This is a genomic window from Deefgea salmonis (assembly GCF_020531905.1).
GTDB lineage: Bacteria > Pseudomonadota > Gammaproteobacteria > Burkholderiales > Chitinibacteraceae > Deefgea > Deefgea salmonis.
Genome location: NZ_JAJAWG010000003.1, coordinates 141,486 through 158,683, shown reverse-complemented (window position 1 = coordinate 158,683; position 17,198 = coordinate 141,486). Strand labels below are relative to the sequence as shown.

Below are 17,198 nucleotides of genomic sequence, written 5' to 3'. Positions count from 1 at the left end.
AACATTGTCGGTGAGCGATAGCTGATACCCGATCTCAGCCATAAAATCGATTACGCCACTATAAAAACAGTTATTAATTGATGTTTTTTAATAAAAATGATTATAGCAGGCGAGTTTGGGGCGTTTATGTCAAGTATCACGCTCTCGTATTGAATCTCATCGGAATAAACACTCCGTCGCGGCACTCATTTACTTTAATTCAAAGGTCCATATGCAAAAAAATAATGCCTTATTGGTTTTGAGCCTGTGCATCGGGCTGACTTGTGCGCCAGCATTGTCAGGCGAGCTGTGGGAGATTACATCCAGTTCGATAGGGCCGGATGGTGTCGCTATGCCCTTGACGCAAAAACAATGCCTGCCCAATAACGGCATGAATCCGAGCGCGGTATTGGCGGGAATGGGGCAGTGCGTCTTTGATCAAAAAAGCGGGAATGCCAGCGCGATGACTTTTGCCATGACGTGTAAAACGCCCAATATGCCGCAAGGCTTGGATGCGATGAAGATTGTCGGTGACGCCAAAATGGGCGCAGATCGATTTGATATGCGTTACACCATTGCCATCGCTGGCAGCGCGGCGCAACAAAGCTGTGGAGATTTCAAAATGTCGGGCAGCGCTCAGGCTAAAAAAATAGGCAAGTGCACTGAATATTGAGCTTTAGCCAGAGCCGGGCACAGCGAGCGGTGGCAAGCTCAATCAATCGAGCGTAGTCGATCTGTAAGGGCTTTCAATTTCGGTGGGTGCCTGTCGCTCAGAATCTTGCTGCTTGGATTGCAGATTAATTAAAAGCCAAACTGGTAATTTTGCTGAGTGATGACGTAAGTTTTAATTCGACCCTAAATTGACTGTGAATGGCAATTGATTTTTATTATAGGTATATGACTGTAGGCTATTATTTGCAAGTCATGTAGAGGTATACCTATTATTTTTGATTGTAAGTATGCAGCCACACTCGCCAAATCAATTTAAGTAACCGCATTGTGCTGCCGCCCAAAATAAATACCGATTGCATTTGCCGCTGGCACTGTCATGATCGGGAGACTTTTTGAATTTTTTGAGATTGATTATGCCAGCCACTGCTTACCAACAGCTTGTCACGATATTTACTCGACTGTATCGCTATGAACATCTTGCCGCGATGGTGGGGTGGGATCAGGCGGTGATGATGCCGCCGGAGGGCAATGAGGCACGCGGCGCAGCGATGGCCGAGTTGGATGTATTGATGCATCGCACATTAACCGACGCGGCCTTGGCCGAGTTGTTGACGGCAGCAAGCCGCGAGCCACTTAGCGACGCCGAGCAAATCAGTTTGCGAGAAATGCAGCGGCAATGGCAGTTGGCCAATTTGCTGCCAGCGAGTTTGATTGAGGCCAAAACCTTGGCCGGCTCAAAATGCTCGCACGCTTGGCGCACGCAAAGAGCGAATAACGATTGGGATGGTTTTTTGGTGAATTTTCGGGCGGTGGTGAGTTTAGCGCGCGAAGAGGGGATTTTATTAAGTCATCAAACCGGTTTGTCGCCGTATGAATCCTTGCTGAATAAATACGAGCCGGGCATGACTTGCGCTGAGCTGGATCGGATTTTTGCCGACGTAAAAAGTTGGCTCCCTGCGCTGATTCAACAAGCGATGGCCAAGCAGGCGACTGAAACCCGTATCACGGCGACCGGCCCATTTGCCATCGAGGCGCAGCGTGCTTTGGGGGTGGAGGTGATGGCGCTACTGGGGTTTAATTTTGCCGCTGGGCGTTTGGATGTGTCGCATCATCCGTTTTGTGGTGGCGTGGCCGAGGATGTGCGGATTACGACGCGCTATACCGAGGCGGATTTTAGCCAAAACTTGATGGGGATTGTGCACGAAACTGGGCATGCGCGTTACGAGCAAAACCTACCGCACGCCACACGCCATTTGCCGGTGGGTCGGGCAAGGTCGATGGGGATTCATGAAAGCCAAAGTTTGGCATTTGAAATGCAGTTGGGGCGTAATCCAGCCTTTTTGGCCTTGATTACGCCGCTGATTGAGCAGTATTTGGGGCCGCAAGCGGCATTTACCGCGGCGAATTTGGCGCAAATCTACACCCGAGTGCAGCCCGATTTTATTCGGGTGGATGCCGATGAACTGACTTATCCGGCGCATGTGATTTTGCGCTACGAGATTGAGCGCGCATTGATTAATGGTGAAATCGAGCCCGATGATGTACCGGCGTTGTGGGATCAAAAAATGCAGGCGTATTTGGGCGTGGATACCACGGGTAATTTTAAAAATGGCTGCATGCAAGACATTCATTGGACCGATGGCAGCTTTGGTTATTTCCCGAGCTACACCCTAGGGGCGATGTATGCCGCGCAGTACTTTGCCACGCTGCGACGCCTTTATCCTGATTTGGATCAGCGCATCGCCGAAGGCGATTTAGCGCCGATTTTCACTTGGCTGAATACCCATATTTGGCAGCAAGCGAGTCAACTCGAAACCGATCAATTAATTCGTAGTGCCACTGGGGAGCCACTCAATCCCGTTTACTTCCGCCAGCATTTAGAGCAGCGTTATTTGGCTTAAATTTTGATGCGCGAATCAGTTTGGGTTGGCTGTTTTGCACGATCGTTCGCAAGGTCATTCAAGGAATTACCGACCTAGATAATAAAAAGCACGCCGATTTTGTGCGTGCTTTTTGCTGAATGCATCGGGTTGATGGCATGGTGAATAAGTACGGTAAATTAGCGAAAAATAGATAGGGTATATGCTTGAAGGTGATGATTTTAAATCGCTTTATGCTTATACCTCTATTTGATCTGCCTTATTGGCTACGGCGCGGAAGGTGCTGATCTAAGGCGTTTTTTAGCGCCGCTAGTGTAATGGGCTTACTTAAAAAATCATCCATTCCTGCTTGCTGGCAGCGCAAAATATCTTCCTTAAACACATTGGCCGTGAGCGCCACAATTGGCAGATGCTGATTTGGTGCTTCTGTAGCGCGAATATGCTTCGTTGCCGCGTAGCCATCCATATTGGGCATTTGGCAATCCATAAAAACAATGTCGTAGTTTTGAGCGGCAACTGCGGCGACGCCGAGTGCACCATCATTGGCAATATCAACACGGCAATTGAGCTTTTCTAGCATTTTAACGGCCACTTGCTGATTGACTAGATTGTCTTCAACGACCAAAACATAGTGCTTTTCTGTCGCGAGTTGTTCCGCAATTTGATGCATTGTGACCAAGGGGAGCTCGGCGGCATGGTGTTGATTTAATACCAGTTCAATGGCGCTGTATAAGGTTTTGCTACGAATGGGTTTACTTAACAATGCGGCGTAACCAGCGTTTTTGGCCGATTCAGCTTGTCCAATCGAGCTATTGCTCGCGAGTAAAATCAGCGGTAAATCTTGCAATAAAGGAAGGCTATGGATTTGTGCTGCCAAGTGTTGGCTACTATTAGCATCGAAATTTTTGCAAATGAGCGCAATATCAAATGCAGTTTGATTTTTTTCCAAAATCGAAAAGCTGTCAAAGTGATTGCTCATTGCCGTCACGATCAGCCCCATTTCACTCAATTGCTGGCTGAGTAGCTCTCGGCTGGCAGGCACGTCATCGACAATCAGTGCTTGTTTTTGCTGTAGTGCGATGTTTTTGTATTCAATATCTTCGCAGGCCCGTGCTTCGAGTGTGATTTCGAACCAAAAAGTGGATCCGGCATTGGGTTGGCTAATAACGTCAATATATCCTTGCATCGCTTCGATTAATCTTCGACAAATGGATAAACCCAGTCCGGTGCCACCAAAGCGGCGTGTGGTTGATGCATCGGCCTGCACAAATGGTTGAAATAAGGTTGTTATTTCTGCGGCGCTAATGCCAATGCCTTTGTCTTTAACTTCAACATACAGGCGATGAAATGGTGGCGTTAATGGCGTACTTCGCATTCGTAAAACGATTTCGCCTTGACTCGAAAATTTAATCGCATTATTAAATAAATTGAGTAAAATTTGTCGTAATCGGCTGGGGTCGCCATTGAGTTTTTTTGGAACGGATGAATCAATTATACCAATGATCTCAATAGACTTTTCTCTGGCTTTGCTCGACATCAAATCAATCGTGTCTTCAACCAGATAGCGAAAATCGAAATCAATTTTTTCTAAGGAAAGTTTGCCCGCTTCTATTTTAGAAAAATCCAAGATGTCATTGATTTGTATCAGTAATGATTGCCCACCAATGTCGATTGAATGCAGTAATTCTTTTTGTTCTAGATTTAATGGAGTGTATGCGAGTAATTCAGAGAAACCAAGGATTGCATTTAATGGTGTTCTAATTTCATGGCTCATATTGGCTAAAAAAGCGCTTTTAGCTTCATTGGCCTGTATTGCCGTTTCTTTGGCTAGTGTTAAGTTACTTTCGCTTTTGGTGAGTTCTTTTGCTTGGCGTTCTAATGCGGAAATAACGGCGGCCGTTGTGGTCATCGCTATTTGTAATGATTGTGCTAAATGACCAATTTCATCTTCTTGTTCAGTCTCGTGCCAAGATTCATTTTTGCTATTGTCCCGCTGCTTAACATGTAATTCAATTTTTTTTAACCGTAATAGAATATTTTTTCTTAATAAATAATAACTTAACCCGCTGATTAAAAAGATGCCAAAAAGACAGGCGAGAGAAAATTGAAAAGTAACCGCATCTATTTCTTTTTGTGCTTGTTCGGTGTTGAGCTGGATATAAATAGATCCTTTGTTTTTGTCGATATCAATTGATTTGCTAAGTAGCAATGGTTTGATGACAATATGCTTAAATGAACTGGGGTTGAAATAACTATAGGTTTTTTTAGTGTTGGCGTAGGTAAGTAATAATTTTTTTAGTTCTTTATCTTTAATCGTGTTAATGTTTTTTCCGATAAGATTTAATTTGCTTGAAGCAATGATGTTTTTTGTTTCTCCAGCGGTGATAATAATTAGATCAACGCCATCTTCAGCGCCTAGCGAAGTAATTGTTCTCGATAATTCACCTTGTCGAGTAATGCTTTCGGCGATGTAGTTAATTATATTTGCGATGAGTTCACCACGGGCATCTATTTTTTCGCGTAATTGATTTTTTGATATTTGGTGGATGGTAAAAATCGCGAGGGTCGCCAATATAATACTGGCCATTGCCAGTGGAAATAAAAGCTTAAAATTTAATGATCTTCGCCATTTTTCTTGAATGATATGAATCATTGTTTGCCTGGACTATTGAGTGAAGATTTAATATCTTTAGTATGATCGATTCCTTTTATTTGTTGGCTTTCGCGTAATACTTTATCGGTACGTTGAATGACTTCGTCGAGTTTTCCATGCGCTTTAAAATAATCGGCTTGATCAGAAAAACGAATCATTTTAATACCTTGGGTTAGTGCTATTTCAAATTCATTCGCTGTAATTCCTTCGCGTTCAGCCATAATGGCGTAGGCTTGATCGGGATGCGTTAAGCTGTATTGATAAGCCGATTCAAATGCGGCAATAAATTGTCTAACGATGGCGGGATGTTGCTGAATAAATTGTTGATCAATCGCGATCACATCCAATACTTCGCCCGAGATGGCTTTGCTATCAAACAACGTATGAAAATTAGGATCGGTTAATAATTGAATATTGCTTGGCGGGTAAGTCACAATGGCGTCAAGTTCGCCCGCTTTTAATGCCTCAGTGAGCGATTGTTGGTCCAGTGATTGTAAGTGCAGGTCATTGAGTGTCAGGCCATTCTTTTCTAGCGCGCGTGCCAGTACATACACGCCCAACGAGGCTAGTTCTAGACCTACTTCTTTGCCCTTGAGGCTTTTGATGTCCGTAATGTGCCGGTTAGCAATAATAATGTCTGCGCCGTCAGAATAGTCGCTGATGCTGACTATTTGTAATGATTTTTCTGAGTTCTCTCTCGATTGCAGCACTTCGATGACCGTGGTGCCTAAGGCGTCAATTTGACCGCGCTCATAGGCACGGCGTGCATCGGATAATGAGCTAAATTCGATCAATCTAACGTCCAACCCCGATTTTTTATACAGCCCCAGTTCTTGAGCTAAGTAAATAAATTCATAGCCAGGCCAAGCATTAATCCCAACGCGTAAAGTTGGCGGCGCTTTACTGGTGCAACTATTCAAAATGGCCATGCAGCTGATTACTAAAAGTAGATTTAATCGCCAATTTTTGAGCGCCATTGCCGTGCTAATCCGTCAATAGATTGATTGATTTAGACTAGGACGACAGGTGTAAAGTTACAAGAAAATTACCCTTCGCTGTTTTTTGCTTAAATTTGTAGCTGGGCTGGATCTGCGCGCACTGACTGGGTGCTGCTGGGTTATCATGGCGAGATGACTGATGAAATAATCCTGCCACCTTATATTGGTGTTGATCCGCAGCGGATCGTTGTCGTGAATTCGACTGCTGATGCGATCGCCGCTAGCCGCATTTTGGCGGCAAGCGACGTTTTAGGCTTTGATACCGAATCAAAACCGGTTTTTATGAAGGGGCAAGTGTCGCAAGGTCCGCATTTAATTCAATTGGCTACGCTGGAGACGGTGTTTCTATATCCGATTCGGCGCGGCGAGTCTTATGTCCTGTTGCAGCAAATTTTGGAATCCACCTCGATTTTAAAAGTAGGTTTTGGCTTGGGTGACGATCAGCAACGCTTGCACGCTAAGCTGGGTATTACCACCCAGCATGTGCTGGATTTGGCGCGGGCGCTGCGCACAGACTCGCGCTGTGATGTCGGGGCTAAAACGGCGGTGGCGCAATTTTTTGGCCAAAAATTACAAAAATCGAAAAAAATATCAACGTCCAATTGGGCTGTATTGCCACTGACGGATAAGCAAAAACAATACGCTGCTGATGATGCCCATGTGGCGCTTAAAATTTATCATGCATGGCAAGCACAGCGCGATCAGGGTTAAGCTCTCCTTTTCGCACTGCTACGAGTTTTATTTTTCCCCTAGGTATACATCCAGCGCGCTTTTTAAATCAGGGTATTTAAAGCAATACCCCGCCTCAAGTAGCCGCTGAGGAATTACGCGTTGTCCACGGGTAAAAAGCGCGCCCATTTCTCCAGCTAAAGCATTAATCAGCCAAGCGGGGGTAGTCAGCCACGTTGGGCGATGTAGCGCTTGGCCAACTGCGTTGGCAAATTGCGCTTGCGTGGGGGCCTGCGGCGCGGTGAGGTTGTAAGCGCCGCTAAAACTGGCGTCCGCCATCGCCAGCGATATCACGGCCAATACATCATCGCGATGCACCCAGCTCATGACTTGCTCGCCCTGGCCCATTTTGCCGCCCAAACCCCAGTAATACGGTAAAACCAGTTTGGGTAAGGCACCGCCTGGATCTTGCTGCGAGCAAAAGACCAAACCTAAACGCAGGCAAACCACACGTAACCCCAGTGCGGTGGCTTTGTCTGCCGCCGCTTCCCATTGCTGGCAGAGTTCGGACATAAATTCCGCCTGCGGTGGCGCGGTTTCATCCAGTGCTTCGTCGCCTCGGCAGCCGTAATAGCCAATCGCCGAGCCATTGATGAGTACCGCCGGCCGAGTTTGCGCTTGGGCTAGCCAGGCAATTAAGTGCGCTGTAGTGCCAACGCGGCTGTCTAGTAGCTGCTGCTTACGGGCCGCAGACCAGCGTGGGCCGACCACTGGGCTACCGGCTAAATTAATCACGGCATCAAAAACACAGCTCGGGCTAAGCGTTTGCCAGTCAGAAAACGCGCGCACTTGCCCTTGAAATTGCGCGATTGCCGCCTGTGGCTGGCGGCTATACAGCGTAATTTGATCGCCAGCGGCCAGTCGTTGTTTAACTAAGGCACTGCCAATAAAGCCGGTACCACCGGTAATCAGTAAGCGTTGTGGCATGGTGTAAATCCTTTTCTTTCCGTTCTACGATTAAAGCATGGCGTGACCGGTAGCTTGCGGTATTTTTGTAATGCGTCGCAAGAAAGATGCAGCTGTGTTACGGTTCATATCGTTGGTTTGGCTTGCTGTATGTTTTCACAGGGCGTCGGTTTTGGCGCTGCGTGTTCTGATTGATCCCGAGGAGTTATCACGATGAGTATTTTTGATAAAGCAAAATCATTACTTGATACCGCAGAGCAGTCGATGAGTGCTGCTGCCGAGCAGGCCGCTTTAAAGGTCTCTGAATTGGCCGATAAAGCGGGCGATGTGGCCGAACAAGTGGCGCATAACGCTGGTGAATTAGGCGATAAGGCCAAAATCGCTGCGGACCATGCTTGGGATAGTAGCAAGCAAGCTGCGAGTGATTTAGCGCACAAAGCCGGCGGGCTCTCCGATGAGGTTTCGGCCAAGGCCGCCGAATTAGGCGCTAAAGCGGCGCATGCCACCGAGCAAGCTTTGGATGCCAGTAAACAAAAAGCCAGTGAATTGGGCGCTAAAGTGAGTGATGCTGCTGGCCATGTGGCAGATAAGGCGGGTAGTTGGGTGGATAAAACCGCCGATGTGGCAGAAAAAGATTTACAACAGCCCAGCGTAAAAAATGTAGCTGGCCACGATAGTGTGAAGCCGGAGTAAATCTTGCCGTTTGTTGCCAAAAAAACCGAGCTTGCTCGGTTTTTTCTTTTTGTGGCTTGAGGTTTGTGCGCGCAATCAGGTCGGCACGTCGGAGTGTGATCGCTGGCTTATAGAACTTTTGATTATTTGAGGTTTGCTAAATAGTCTTTTTGATTTTAAATATTCCCCTTACACTCGCGCTCAATTATTTGCTGCTCAATTGAGGCGTAGGCCATGAAAATTCGTCATCCAGATTTAAGCGATAGCCCAGAAAATCGGCAGCATCAAGCGATCGGTTTGCCGCCGCTGGACACCGCCATCGGCAGTGAGCGTCGCTTGTGGCAAAGCAAACGCTTAGCCGGTTTGACCTTGCTGATCGCGATGGCCATCAGCGCCTATATCGCTCAGCATCTGCTGCAAGGGCAATCGGCGGTGCTGAGCAATCAATTGCTGCTGGCCGCACAGCAAGTAATTAGCTCGCCGCAGTTTTGGTTGGCAGTTGCAGTGGGCTTTACCGCACAAGCGATCGATGGCGCATTAGGTATGGCGTATGGCATTAGCTCAAATACTTTTTTAATTGGCGTTGGCGCTAGTCCGGCAGCGGCATCGGCCGCGGTGCATGTGGCGGAGGTGTTTACCACCGGATTTTCGGGCTTGTCGCATTTAAAGTTTGGCAATGTGGATAAGGCGCTGTTTCGTCGTTTGGTGATTCCAGGTGTGATCGGCGGGGTGGCTGGCGCTTATTTGCTGACCAGCATTGATGGGCATCTGATCAAACCGTATATCGCCGCTTATTTATTACTGATGGGTTTGTATATTTTGCGTAAAGCGTGGTTGGCGACGCATCCTAAACCGCATTCAAGTGAAATTAAGCACGTGAGCCCTTTGGCGCTATTGGGTGGTTTTGTTGATGCCGTTGGCGGTGGCGGCTGGGGGCCGGTGGTGACGTCGACTTTGGTCGGGCGCGGGAATGATCCACGCAAAACCATCGGCACGGTGAATGCCGCAGAATTTTTTATCGCTTTTTCTACGGCGGGGGCTTTTTTGTTGTGGGCCGAAATGGAGCATTGGTTATTGGTGGCCGGCTTAATCGTGGGTGGTTTATTTGCCGCGCCGTTTGCGGCATGGCTGTGCCACAAACTAAATGCGCGCACTTTATTGTGGCTGGTTGGCACGTTGATTTCGCTGTTAAGCGCATTTAATTTGTATATCGCTGTGCGGTAGATTGATTGCTTCGCGCTGCGATTGATCTGATGGGATTGTGAAGTATTGCTAAGGGTATAGCTCTATAATTCATATCAAACAAAGGCTGGCTGGCAATACCTAGGATTTAATGGCGTTTAGCCAGCCAGCCGCTAAACCCTGCCTGAATACATGCCCGTAATATGTAATTTTTCATTGTCATCACCCTTGGCTAGGGTAGACTCATAAGACTTTTTTGTCTTGGTTTGATGATGCCCAACGCCGCCCGTAAAGAATTTGCCATGCTGATCACCTTGATGCTGGTGATGTTTACCGCCATTGCGGACTTTATGATTATGATGCCGTTGGCGTCGTATTTAATGGCGGAGTTTCAGATTAACACCGCCCATTTTGGTCTGTTGGTCTCGTCGTATTCTTTGGCCGCTGGTTGTTCGGCTTTGCTGGCGTCTTCGCAAGCGGATCGCTTTGATCGCCGCCACGCTTTATTGTTTTGTTATGGCGGCTTAATGCTCGCCACTTTGGCGTGTGCGCTGAGTAATTCCTACTTCACTTTATTATTGGCGCGGGTTTTAGCCGGGGTGTTTGGTGGCGTCTTGGGCTCGATTTCGCTGGCCATTGTTGGCGATTTAATTCCGCCCGAGCGCCGTGGTCGCGCCATGAGTTGGGTGATGCTGGGTTTTTCATTGTCCGCCGTGGCCGGTGTGCCATTGGGCTTATGGCTGGCTGCGCATAGCGGTTGGCGACTGCCGTTTTTGGTTTTAACCGGGATTTGCGCCATGGTGGCCTTGGCGATTTATCGTTATATTCCTTCGGTACGCGGTCATTTAGCCTGCTTAAATCACGAGGCCAATTGGTTAGACAATTACCGTGAATTATTGCGCGTTCCCAATCATTGGTGGGCGGTGAGTTTAACCGCCATGCTGATGGTGTCGGGGTTTTTGGTGATTCCATTTATTGCCCCGACCTTGATTGCCAACGTTGGTTTAGCGCCCGAAGATTTAATGTATTTTTATTTGGTTGGCGGCGCGGCGACTATTTTTAGCCGACCCATGATTGGCCGTTTGACCGATCGTTATCCAGCCAAAAAAGTCGTTGCTTATTTGGTGTTAGCCAGTTTTATTCCGATTGTTTTGGTGACGCAAAATTTAGCCGTGAGTTTGCCTTGGCATTTGGCGATTTCGGTGTTGTTTTTTATTTTTGTCAGTGGCCGATTTATTCCGTCGTCAACCATGGTCGCAGCGGCAACACAGCCGCATTTGCGTGGGCGCTTAATGGCATTTAATTCCGCGGTACAAAATTTTGCTTCGGGCGCGGCGTCGTTATTAGCGGGATTGATTTTAACGCAAGAAAGTAATGGGCATTTGGCCAATTATGGTTGGATTGGCGCATTAAGTTGTTGCGCTGGTTTACTGGCAATGGTGCTGGCTCGCAAAATTAAAGCTGTTTCTTAAAGCGCTCTGCGACTGATTATTCGTGGATTGCGAGCGGATCATTTTGATGTATTGCCATCCATAAAATGGACGGCTATTCGAGATTTATCTGCTAGCAAAATACTTTAAATACGTAAAGAGGTTTGGCTGTGCGCAATCCTTTGTTAGCGCCATTTGATTTAGTTATTCGTGCAGCAAATCGTTCACGGCTTGATGACTCGCTCAAGCCACAACTTTGCGGTTTATTTTTGCATCTCACGACGTATTGTCAAATCAGAGTCATTAAAATCGTTTATCCTCTATCTCCTGCATTTTATTTAAATCAGTGATTCATTTGTGCTGGCAAAGTGTGTTTGCACGGTGCATATCGTGTTGCCATAAAACGATATGAGCACTTAAGACTTTGATTCTCGATATTCAATTAATTTTTGGCGTTGAGTAACTCCTTGTTGGCGTGCGCCAAATCAGGCATTGATTGATTTAAGTTAAATCCATTTAAATCGAGCGCAATGCGTATTGCGTTGCGATTGGTGGTCAATGACCATCTTGTTTGTTTTGAGGTTTTGATGACGATAGCGCGTGTAGTGGTTCGCCTTCATGCTCAGGGGCCACTGGGGATTGAAGACTGGCTGGGGTTTGATGCTGCAGGACGTCAAGTGGCGCATGGGGTGTCGGCGGCGTTACCCGCGGCTGAGCAATATGAAGTGGCGATTGCGGCCAGCTGGTTGACCGTGCATGGCTTGCAGTTGCCCATCGTTGCCGCCAAGCAGCAGCAAAAATTGATTCACCAAGCACTCGAAGATCGCGTTTTGGGCGATCTTGAGCCGCTGACTTGGCAGGCTCAGTCATCCGTATCGGGGTTAACTTGGGTGTATTTGCTTGAGCGCTCACGCCTGCTTTTGCTCGAGGATTGGCTCGCCAGCCAATCTTGGCCGTGTACCCGCTGGGTGCCGGAGTTTGCTTTATTGCCCGCTGGGAGTGATCTCTACGCCCAAAGTGGCCAAGGTGTGATGTTTTGCCGCAATGCGCAATATGGTTGGCTGGATGATGAGGCCGATTTACTGGCGCTGTATCCCGATAGCACTTGGCATTCGATTGCATTGGCCGATTTGACCGCGCCAGCTGCGGATTGCGTTTCATTTTATAAAGCCAATAAAGTGAAGGTATCAATGGCTATGCATTGGCAGCAATGGCGTAGCGCGGTATACCTATTGGTTGCTTGCCTGTGTTTGTTCTTGTTGAGTGTGGTATCTGAGTGGCGGGTTTTGTCTGGGCAAGAGCGTGCTTTACGCCAAGAAATTCGACAAACCTTTGCCAGTTTATTTCCCGGCGTGCCGATCGTTGACCCGATTTTGCAATGGCAAAGTCGGCAAAAAGCGGGCGTGCCGGTGGGCGGCGCCGGGCAAAATGGCGATGCTTTGGATTTATTGCATCAAATGGCCGGGCAAATCGATGTGGATGCCGGTATTGAGAGCGTTAGCGTGAAAGCTGGGCGCTTACAAATGGTGATGCTGGAAGCCAAATCCGCCGCTTTAATAGCCAAACTCACGGCGCAAGGCGCCAAAATGAAACACCAGTCGATGGGCGATGGCCGTGTACGAATTGAGGTTGAGCGATGAATGCGTACTACACAAAATATCTGGCGCTAGGGCAAACGTATTGGGCAAGGTGGCGCTTGTATTGGTTGTCCCGTCAACCGCGTGAGCAAAAAATGCTGATAGCGTGGGCTGCCGCTGCGACGAGTGCGCTGCTGTATTTTGGCCTGTATGCGCCGCTTCACGCACAAATTAGTCGTTTGCAAACCCAAGTTCCGCATTTAGAAAACCAATTAATGGCCATGCGTGGCAGTAAACCGATCATAACGGCCGTCAAGACGGCGGCACCGCTCGATTTGCGTTCGGCCACTTTTGCTGAATTATCCAGCCAAGGTATCAGTGCCGATGTGCGCTCGATTTCGAGCCAGTCGCTGGAAGTGCGCAGTAATCTGCCGAATGTGGCTGAGGCTTTACAGTTGGCCAATGCGCTACGGCATAGCGTGCAAGCGACGGTGAGCGCCATTGAAATCAAATCGGATGATTCGAGCGTGAGTCTGATGATGATTTTGGAGCGGCAATGAGCAAAATAACCCAATCACAACGCCGTATTTGGCTCGCCGCTGGCGGTGTTTTTTTCTTGTTGTTGGTGCTGCGTATGCCAGTGAGTGCCATCAATTGGCTGTTGCCCAGCAATGTCAATGTGGTGCAAGCCCATGGCACGCTGTGGGATGGGCGCGCCAGTGCGCTGGGGCTTGAAGGCGTGGTATTGCAACAAAATTTGCGCTGGCAATTTTTGCCCAAAGCCTTACTGACTGGGCAACTGGCATGGCAACTGCACAGCCAGGCGCTCGATACGCAAAATCAGGCCCGCCTGGTTCTTGGCTTGGGCGGCTTGGCCCTTGAGCAAGTGGAGGTGACTTTTCCGCTTGAAGGTATTTTTCGCGCCATTCCGCAAGTGGCGCAGTGGGGTTTAGGTGGCCGCGCCACTTTGCGCAGCGCGCATCTTTCAAAACAAATCGGGGCACAAGCCGAGCTGTTGCTTGATCCGGTTTTTAGCCAGTTGGTGCCAAGCCTCATGCCAATGACCACTTTGCGCGCGCAGTTTTCGGCGGTGGCCGATGGGGTGACGTGGCAAATCAGTCCGGCCGGTGCTAGCGCGATTGCGGTGAATGGGCAAGGCCAATTGGCGTGGCGGGGTGCGGCACACGGCACGGTGAATCTCAATCCCGATGAGAAAGTACGCCAGCAATTAGCGCCCTTACTCATGCAAGTACCGGCCACGGCCGAGGGTTATCAAATCAAGTTTTAACGCTGATCAGTGCGGCGACGCGTTGGCGTAATTCAGGTAATACTTCGTTGGCAAACCAAGGGTTTTGTTTGAGCCAAGGATTATTACGCGGGCTAGGGTGTGGCAATACCATCACCTTGGGCCCGTTGGTTCGCCATGCTTTTACCGCTGCGGTGATGCTTTGCGGCGCTTGCGGCAAATGGTAAGCGAGGGCATAGCGACCGATGATCAGTGTCAGTTTCAGTTGCGCTAAATCAGCCAGCAAAGGCGCGCGCCAAGTCTGCGCGCATTCGGGGCGGGGCGCTAAATCGCCGGATTTGCCACTGCCTGGGTAGCAAAATCCCATCGGCAAAATCGCAAATTGCGTTGGGTCATAAAACGTCGTTGCGGTGACACCCAGCCAATCGCGCAGACGCTCACCGCTGGCATCATCAAATAAAATCCCACTGCTATGGACTTTTTTTCCTGGCGCTTGGCCGGCGATCAAAATCTGCGCGCTAGGTGCAAGCTGTAGCATCGGGCGGGGCTCAAGAAATTGTGCGCAAATCTGACAAGCACGCACTGCAGTGAGTTGCTGTTCAAAAGGCGTCATCCTTTATTTCCTTATGCATTGGATCGTTGGGCATGCTTTATTTGTCATGCGCTGATTAATGCCTATCTGCTAACAAGGCGCAACATTAACTTGGCCGATTGGATGGGCTGATGGATTTGTCGGTAATGCTGACATCCAAAATATTAAATGGAATGTCCACGCCTTCTTGCGTTAATTTAGCAACTAAAAAGGCCATCAATTCACCGCGAACTGAGTAGTAGTTCTCTCTTTCGGTCCAAACCATAAATAAAATATTAATGCTGGAATCGCCATAGCTCATCACATGAACAAAATGCGATTGACCTTGATCTAATCCCGGGTAGCTGCTGGCGATATTCTCTAAAATTTGCAGCACTTTTTTCATATCAGAATCATAAGCCACCGAGACATTAATTTTAATTCTGCGAATTGGATTAGTGTCGTAGTTGATGATATTGCCACTAATCATGACATTATTCGGAATAATGATCCGGCGGCCATCTAGGCTATTGATATGGGTTGAAAAAATCTCAATTTCAGTCACATTACCCATTACGCCATTGACTTTAATAAAGTCACCAATCACAAATGGGCGTGAGAAAAATAACACTACGCCACCGGCAAAATTAGATAGAAATTCCTTTAAAGAAATACCAATGCCTAGGCCAATCGCACTAATCATCGTAGCAATTGAGCGCTCGCTAAAACCAAAAGCCAATAAACCCAGTAAGAAAAAAGCGATATATAAACCGAGTTTGGTCATTGAACGGCTAAATTGCTTGGTATTTTCATCGGTCTTCAGGATGTAAACCTTAGAAAAATATTTATCGACTTTTTTCACCAAGTAAGAACCCGCAAAAATAATCAATGCAAACAAAAAAAGTCGAAAGCAAAATATAATCGCATCATGAAACAAGAGTTGAAATAATGATTCTTCTTGGCTGATATTCAGTGCGCTGAGATAGTGGTTCATTGCTTATTTACCTACACGTCATTGTTGATCGTCAATCAATCAAAAAGCAGTCAGGCTGCTTGCTGACCGAGTAATGCCTTATTTTGACAGAATATGCATCGATGAAGACAGCGAATGAAATATTACCGTTGAGCCGCCGCTATAACTTACAAACGGTGTGAAATCTACTCGGCGCTATGCTGCAAATGAGCAATAAACGGCATAAGATAGATATAAAAATAGAATATTTACCTTCAGAGTCGGTATTTTTATGATTTTGTTGTAATAAAAATGATTTAAGATGTTCGCCGTTTCATGCTTTGGCGTAGTAGTAAGCTAGTAAACAGCGAGCGCAATTAATCTGTTTCTTTTGGCGTCAGTGAAATGGAAAAACAACAAGGATATCACCATGTATACATTAAATCAGCGTTTAGCTGCCGAATTGATCGGCACATTTTGGTTGGTTTTAGGCGGTTGCGGTAGCGCGGTTTTGGCGGCGGCTTTTCCTGAGTTAGGCATTGGTTTTGCCGGTGTGGCATTGGCATTTGGTTTGACGGTGTTAACCATGGCGTTTGCCATTGGCCATATTTCAGGCTGCCATTTAAACCCTGCGGTGTCTTTTGGTTTGACGGTGGGCGGGCGCTTCCCCGCCAAAGACTTATTGCCCTATGTTGCCGCGCAAGTGATTGGTGGGATTTTGGGCGCAACGGTGTTGTACTTTATTGCGACGGGTAAGCCTGGCTTTGTGGCCGGTGGCTTTGCTAGCAATGGTTATGATTTATTGTCGCCCGGGCATTATGCAATGACGGCGGTGTTTTTATGTGAAGTGGTGATGACATTTATGTTTTTATTCATCATCTTGGGGGCTACCGATGCGCGCGCGCCAGCGGGTTTTGCGCCGATTGCCATTGGTTTGGGCTTGACCTTAATTCACTTGATTTCAATTCCAGTGAGCAATACTTCGGTGAATCCAGCACGCAGTTTGGCCGCAGCTTTATTTGCCGATACGGCGGCGTTAAGTCAAGTTTGGTTGTTCTGGGTGGGCCCATTGCTTGGCGCTGCGTTGGCGGGGGTGGTGTACAAAATGGTGGGCGGTGACGGTAAGCAGAAGTAAAACTGAACTAGATAACTAATCGGGGTATTGCCATCAAGGCTTTTTTTAAAAAAGGCCTGATGGCAATACCCCTTTATTTTGGATAAAAAATTAAGTATGCCGCTGTTTACGCTGGCGGACTCTCTTTGCTTGGTCAGTTGTCCTTGGCTTTAATCATCCGTTTTGAGCTGCCTTGTCGATTCCCGATAGAACAAAGCGATTTTTGGGCCGACTTATTGATTTTTAAAGGCGGTTAAATCCATCGTCATTAACGCGCCTTTTTTCGGTAGATCGGCGACGACAATCACCGTGCGAGCGGGGCGATGCTGGGGCAATATTTCGGCATAAGCGCGGTTCATCGCCGCAAAATCGTCGACGTTTTTTAAGTACACATGAATTTGCATTACATCATTGAGCGACGCGCCAACCGATTCGAGCAGCAATTGAAAATTAAGCAAAATCTGTTTGGCTTGCGAGTAGGCGTCAGGGCCGGCGAGTTGCCCGGTTTGGCTATCTACGCCGGGCGTTCCCGAGATCATAATCAATGGCCCAGATTGGGCGATATGACTATATGGCCCAATGGGTTGAAATAGATGTTCGGGGCTAAATGTTTTTATCATCGTGGGCCTGTGGCGCG

The 17,198-nt window shown here is 47.7% G+C and carries 16 protein-coding genes; 10 read left to right on the top strand and 6 right to left on the bottom strand.

Annotated elements, in window-relative coordinates:
• Window positions 1-211 precede the first annotated feature (211 nt).
• Both LG219_RS07000 and LG219_RS06995 read left to right on the top strand, forming a co-directional pair.
• Window positions 212-652 carry a DUF3617 domain-containing protein gene (locus LG219_RS07000; RefSeq protein ID WP_226763805.1) on the top strand — a complete coding sequence of 147 codons (441 nt, stop codon included), beginning with the start codon at window positions 212-214 and terminating at the stop codon, window positions 650-652.
• Between the two features lie 412 nt (window positions 653-1,064).
• Window positions 1,065-2,552, top strand: a complete 1,488-nt coding sequence (locus LG219_RS06995) for a carboxypeptidase M32 (RefSeq protein WP_226763804.1) — start codon at window positions 1,065-1,067, stop codon at window positions 2,550-2,552.
• Window positions 2,553-2,790: 238 nt separating this feature from the next.
• Here the strand turns inward: LG219_RS06995 and LG219_RS06990 are convergent, their stop codons facing one another.
• Window positions 2,791-5,184: a hybrid sensor histidine kinase/response regulator gene (locus LG219_RS06990; RefSeq protein WP_226763803.1), complete on the bottom strand. Its 2,394-nt coding sequence runs from the start codon at window positions 5,182-5,184 to the stop codon at window positions 2,791-2,793.
• The gene (locus LG219_RS06985; RefSeq protein WP_226763802.1) at window positions 5,181-6,113 is read right to left on the bottom strand and encodes an ABC transporter substrate-binding protein; all 933 of its coding nucleotides are present in this window, start codon (window positions 6,111-6,113) and stop codon (window positions 5,181-5,183) included. The genes LG219_RS06990 and LG219_RS06985 overlap by 4 nt, the downstream gene beginning before the upstream one ends.
• A 201-nt stretch (window positions 6,114-6,314) precedes the next feature.
• Here LG219_RS06985 and LG219_RS06980 point away from each other — a divergent pair, with 201 nt between their 5' ends.
• Window positions 6,315-6,893, top strand: a complete 579-nt coding sequence (locus LG219_RS06980; RefSeq protein ID WP_226763801.1) for a 3'-5' exonuclease — start codon at window positions 6,315-6,317, stop codon at window positions 6,891-6,893.
• A 27-nt stretch (window positions 6,894-6,920) separates the two neighbouring features.
• Here the strand turns inward: LG219_RS06980 and LG219_RS06975 are convergent, their stop codons facing one another.
• Complete coding sequence (locus tag LG219_RS06975) at window positions 6,921-7,838, bottom strand: TIGR01777 family oxidoreductase (RefSeq protein WP_226763800.1); 918 nt, start codon at window positions 7,836-7,838, stop codon at window positions 6,921-6,923.
• A gap of 192 nt (window positions 7,839-8,030) precedes the next feature.
• Between LG219_RS06975 and LG219_RS06970 the strand changes: the two genes are divergently transcribed.
• From LG219_RS06970 to gspN, 6 genes are all read left to right on the top strand, one after another.
• On the top strand, window positions 8,031-8,510 hold the full coding sequence (locus tag LG219_RS06970; protein ID WP_226763799.1) for a hypothetical protein: 480 nt from the start codon (window positions 8,031-8,033) through the stop codon (window positions 8,508-8,510).
• Between the two features lie 213 nt (window positions 8,511-8,723).
• Window positions 8,724-9,713 carry a sulfite exporter TauE/SafE family protein gene (locus LG219_RS06965; protein ID WP_226763798.1) on the top strand — a complete coding sequence of 330 codons (990 nt, stop codon included), beginning with the start codon at window positions 8,724-8,726 and terminating at the stop codon, window positions 9,711-9,713.
• Between the two features lie 230 nt (window positions 9,714-9,943).
• Entirely contained in the window at window positions 9,944-11,143 is a 1,200-nt protein-coding gene (locus tag LG219_RS06960) for an MFS transporter (RefSeq protein ID WP_226763797.1), read from the top strand.
• 545 nt (window positions 11,144-11,688) lie between these two features.
• Window positions 11,689-12,741: a type II secretion system protein GspL gene (gene gspL / locus LG219_RS06955; protein WP_226763796.1), complete on the top strand. Its 1,053-nt coding sequence runs from the start codon at window positions 11,689-11,691 to the stop codon at window positions 12,739-12,741.
• Window positions 12,738-13,238 carry a type II secretion system protein M gene (locus LG219_RS06950; RefSeq protein ID WP_226763795.1) on the top strand — a complete coding sequence of 167 codons (501 nt, stop codon included), beginning with the start codon at window positions 12,738-12,740 and terminating at the stop codon, window positions 13,236-13,238. The genes gspL and LG219_RS06950 overlap by 4 nt, the downstream gene beginning before the upstream one ends.
• Window positions 13,235-13,966 (top strand): type II secretion system protein N, encoded by a 732-nt coding sequence (gspN, locus tag LG219_RS06945; RefSeq protein ID WP_226763794.1) that lies wholly within the window; start codon window positions 13,235-13,237, stop codon window positions 13,964-13,966. Before LG219_RS06950 ends, gspN begins: the two co-directional genes overlap by 4 nt.
• On the opposite strand, the gene LG219_RS06940 is transcribed toward gspN, so the two are convergent.
• Together LG219_RS06940 and LG219_RS06935 are read right to left on the bottom strand one after the other, a co-directional pair.
• Window positions 13,956-14,537 carry a uracil-DNA glycosylase family protein gene (locus LG219_RS06940; protein ID WP_226763793.1) on the bottom strand — a complete coding sequence of 194 codons (582 nt, stop codon included), beginning with the start codon at window positions 14,535-14,537 and terminating at the stop codon, window positions 13,956-13,958. The two genes, gspN and LG219_RS06940, sit on opposite strands and share 11 nt — an antisense overlap.
• A gap of 85 nt (window positions 14,538-14,622) precedes the next feature.
• Entirely contained in the window at window positions 14,623-15,489 is an 867-nt protein-coding gene (locus LG219_RS06935; RefSeq protein WP_226763792.1) for a mechanosensitive ion channel family protein, read from the bottom strand.
• Window positions 15,490-15,877: 388 nt separating this feature from the next.
• Between LG219_RS06935 and aqpZ the strand changes: the two genes are divergently transcribed.
• On the top strand, window positions 15,878-16,582 hold the full coding sequence (aqpZ, locus tag LG219_RS06930) for an aquaporin Z (RefSeq protein ID WP_226763791.1): 705 nt from the start codon (window positions 15,878-15,880) through the stop codon (window positions 16,580-16,582).
• A gap of 212 nt (window positions 16,583-16,794) precedes the next feature.
• Here the strand turns inward: aqpZ and LG219_RS06925 are convergent, their stop codons facing one another.
• Window positions 16,795-17,181 (bottom strand): RidA family protein, encoded by a 387-nt coding sequence (locus tag LG219_RS06925; protein ID WP_226763790.1) that lies wholly within the window; start codon window positions 17,179-17,181, stop codon window positions 16,795-16,797.
• Window positions 17,182-17,198: the final 17 nt, after the last annotated feature.

Bases quoted from the DNA above. Each gene is read 5' to 3' on its own strand.
- LG219_RS07000 (WP_226763805.1), top strand. From the start codon at position 212: ATGCAAAAAAATAATGCCTTATTGGTTTTGAGCCTGTGCATCGGGCTG.
- LG219_RS06995 (WP_226763804.1), top strand. From the start codon at position 1,065: ATGCCAGCCACTGCTTACCAACAGCTTGTCACGATATTTACTCGACTG.
- LG219_RS06990 (WP_226763803.1), bottom strand. From the start codon at position 5,184: ATGATTCATATCATTCAAGAAAAATGGCGAAGATCATTAAATTTTAAG.
- LG219_RS06985 (WP_226763802.1), bottom strand. From the start codon at position 6,113: ATGGCCATTTTGAATAGTTGCACCAGTAAAGCGCCGCCAACTTTACGC.
- LG219_RS06980 (WP_226763801.1), top strand. From the start codon at position 6,315: ATGACTGATGAAATAATCCTGCCACCTTATATTGGTGTTGATCCGCAG.
- LG219_RS06975 (WP_226763800.1), bottom strand. From the start codon at position 7,838: ATGCCACAACGCTTACTGATTACCGGTGGTACCGGCTTTATTGGCAGT.
- LG219_RS06970 (WP_226763799.1), top strand. From the start codon at position 8,031: ATGAGTATTTTTGATAAAGCAAAATCATTACTTGATACCGCAGAGCAG.
- LG219_RS06965 (WP_226763798.1), top strand. From the start codon at position 8,724: ATGAAAATTCGTCATCCAGATTTAAGCGATAGCCCAGAAAATCGGCAG.
- LG219_RS06960 (WP_226763797.1), top strand. From the start codon at position 9,944: ATGCCCAACGCCGCCCGTAAAGAATTTGCCATGCTGATCACCTTGATG.
- gspL (WP_226763796.1), top strand. From the start codon at position 11,689: ATGACGATAGCGCGTGTAGTGGTTCGCCTTCATGCTCAGGGGCCACTG.
- LG219_RS06950 (WP_226763795.1), top strand. From the start codon at position 12,738: ATGAATGCGTACTACACAAAATATCTGGCGCTAGGGCAAACGTATTGG.
- gspN (WP_226763794.1), top strand. From the start codon at position 13,235: ATGAGCAAAATAACCCAATCACAACGCCGTATTTGGCTCGCCGCTGGC.
- LG219_RS06940 (WP_226763793.1), bottom strand. From the start codon at position 14,537: ATGACGCCTTTTGAACAGCAACTCACTGCAGTGCGTGCTTGTCAGATT.
- LG219_RS06935 (WP_226763792.1), bottom strand. From the start codon at position 15,489: ATGAACCACTATCTCAGCGCACTGAATATCAGCCAAGAAGAATCATTA.
- aqpZ (WP_226763791.1), top strand. From the start codon at position 15,878: ATGTATACATTAAATCAGCGTTTAGCTGCCGAATTGATCGGCACATTT.
- LG219_RS06925 (WP_226763790.1), bottom strand. From the start codon at position 17,181: ATGATAAAAACATTTAGCCCCGAACATCTATTTCAACCCATTGGGCCA.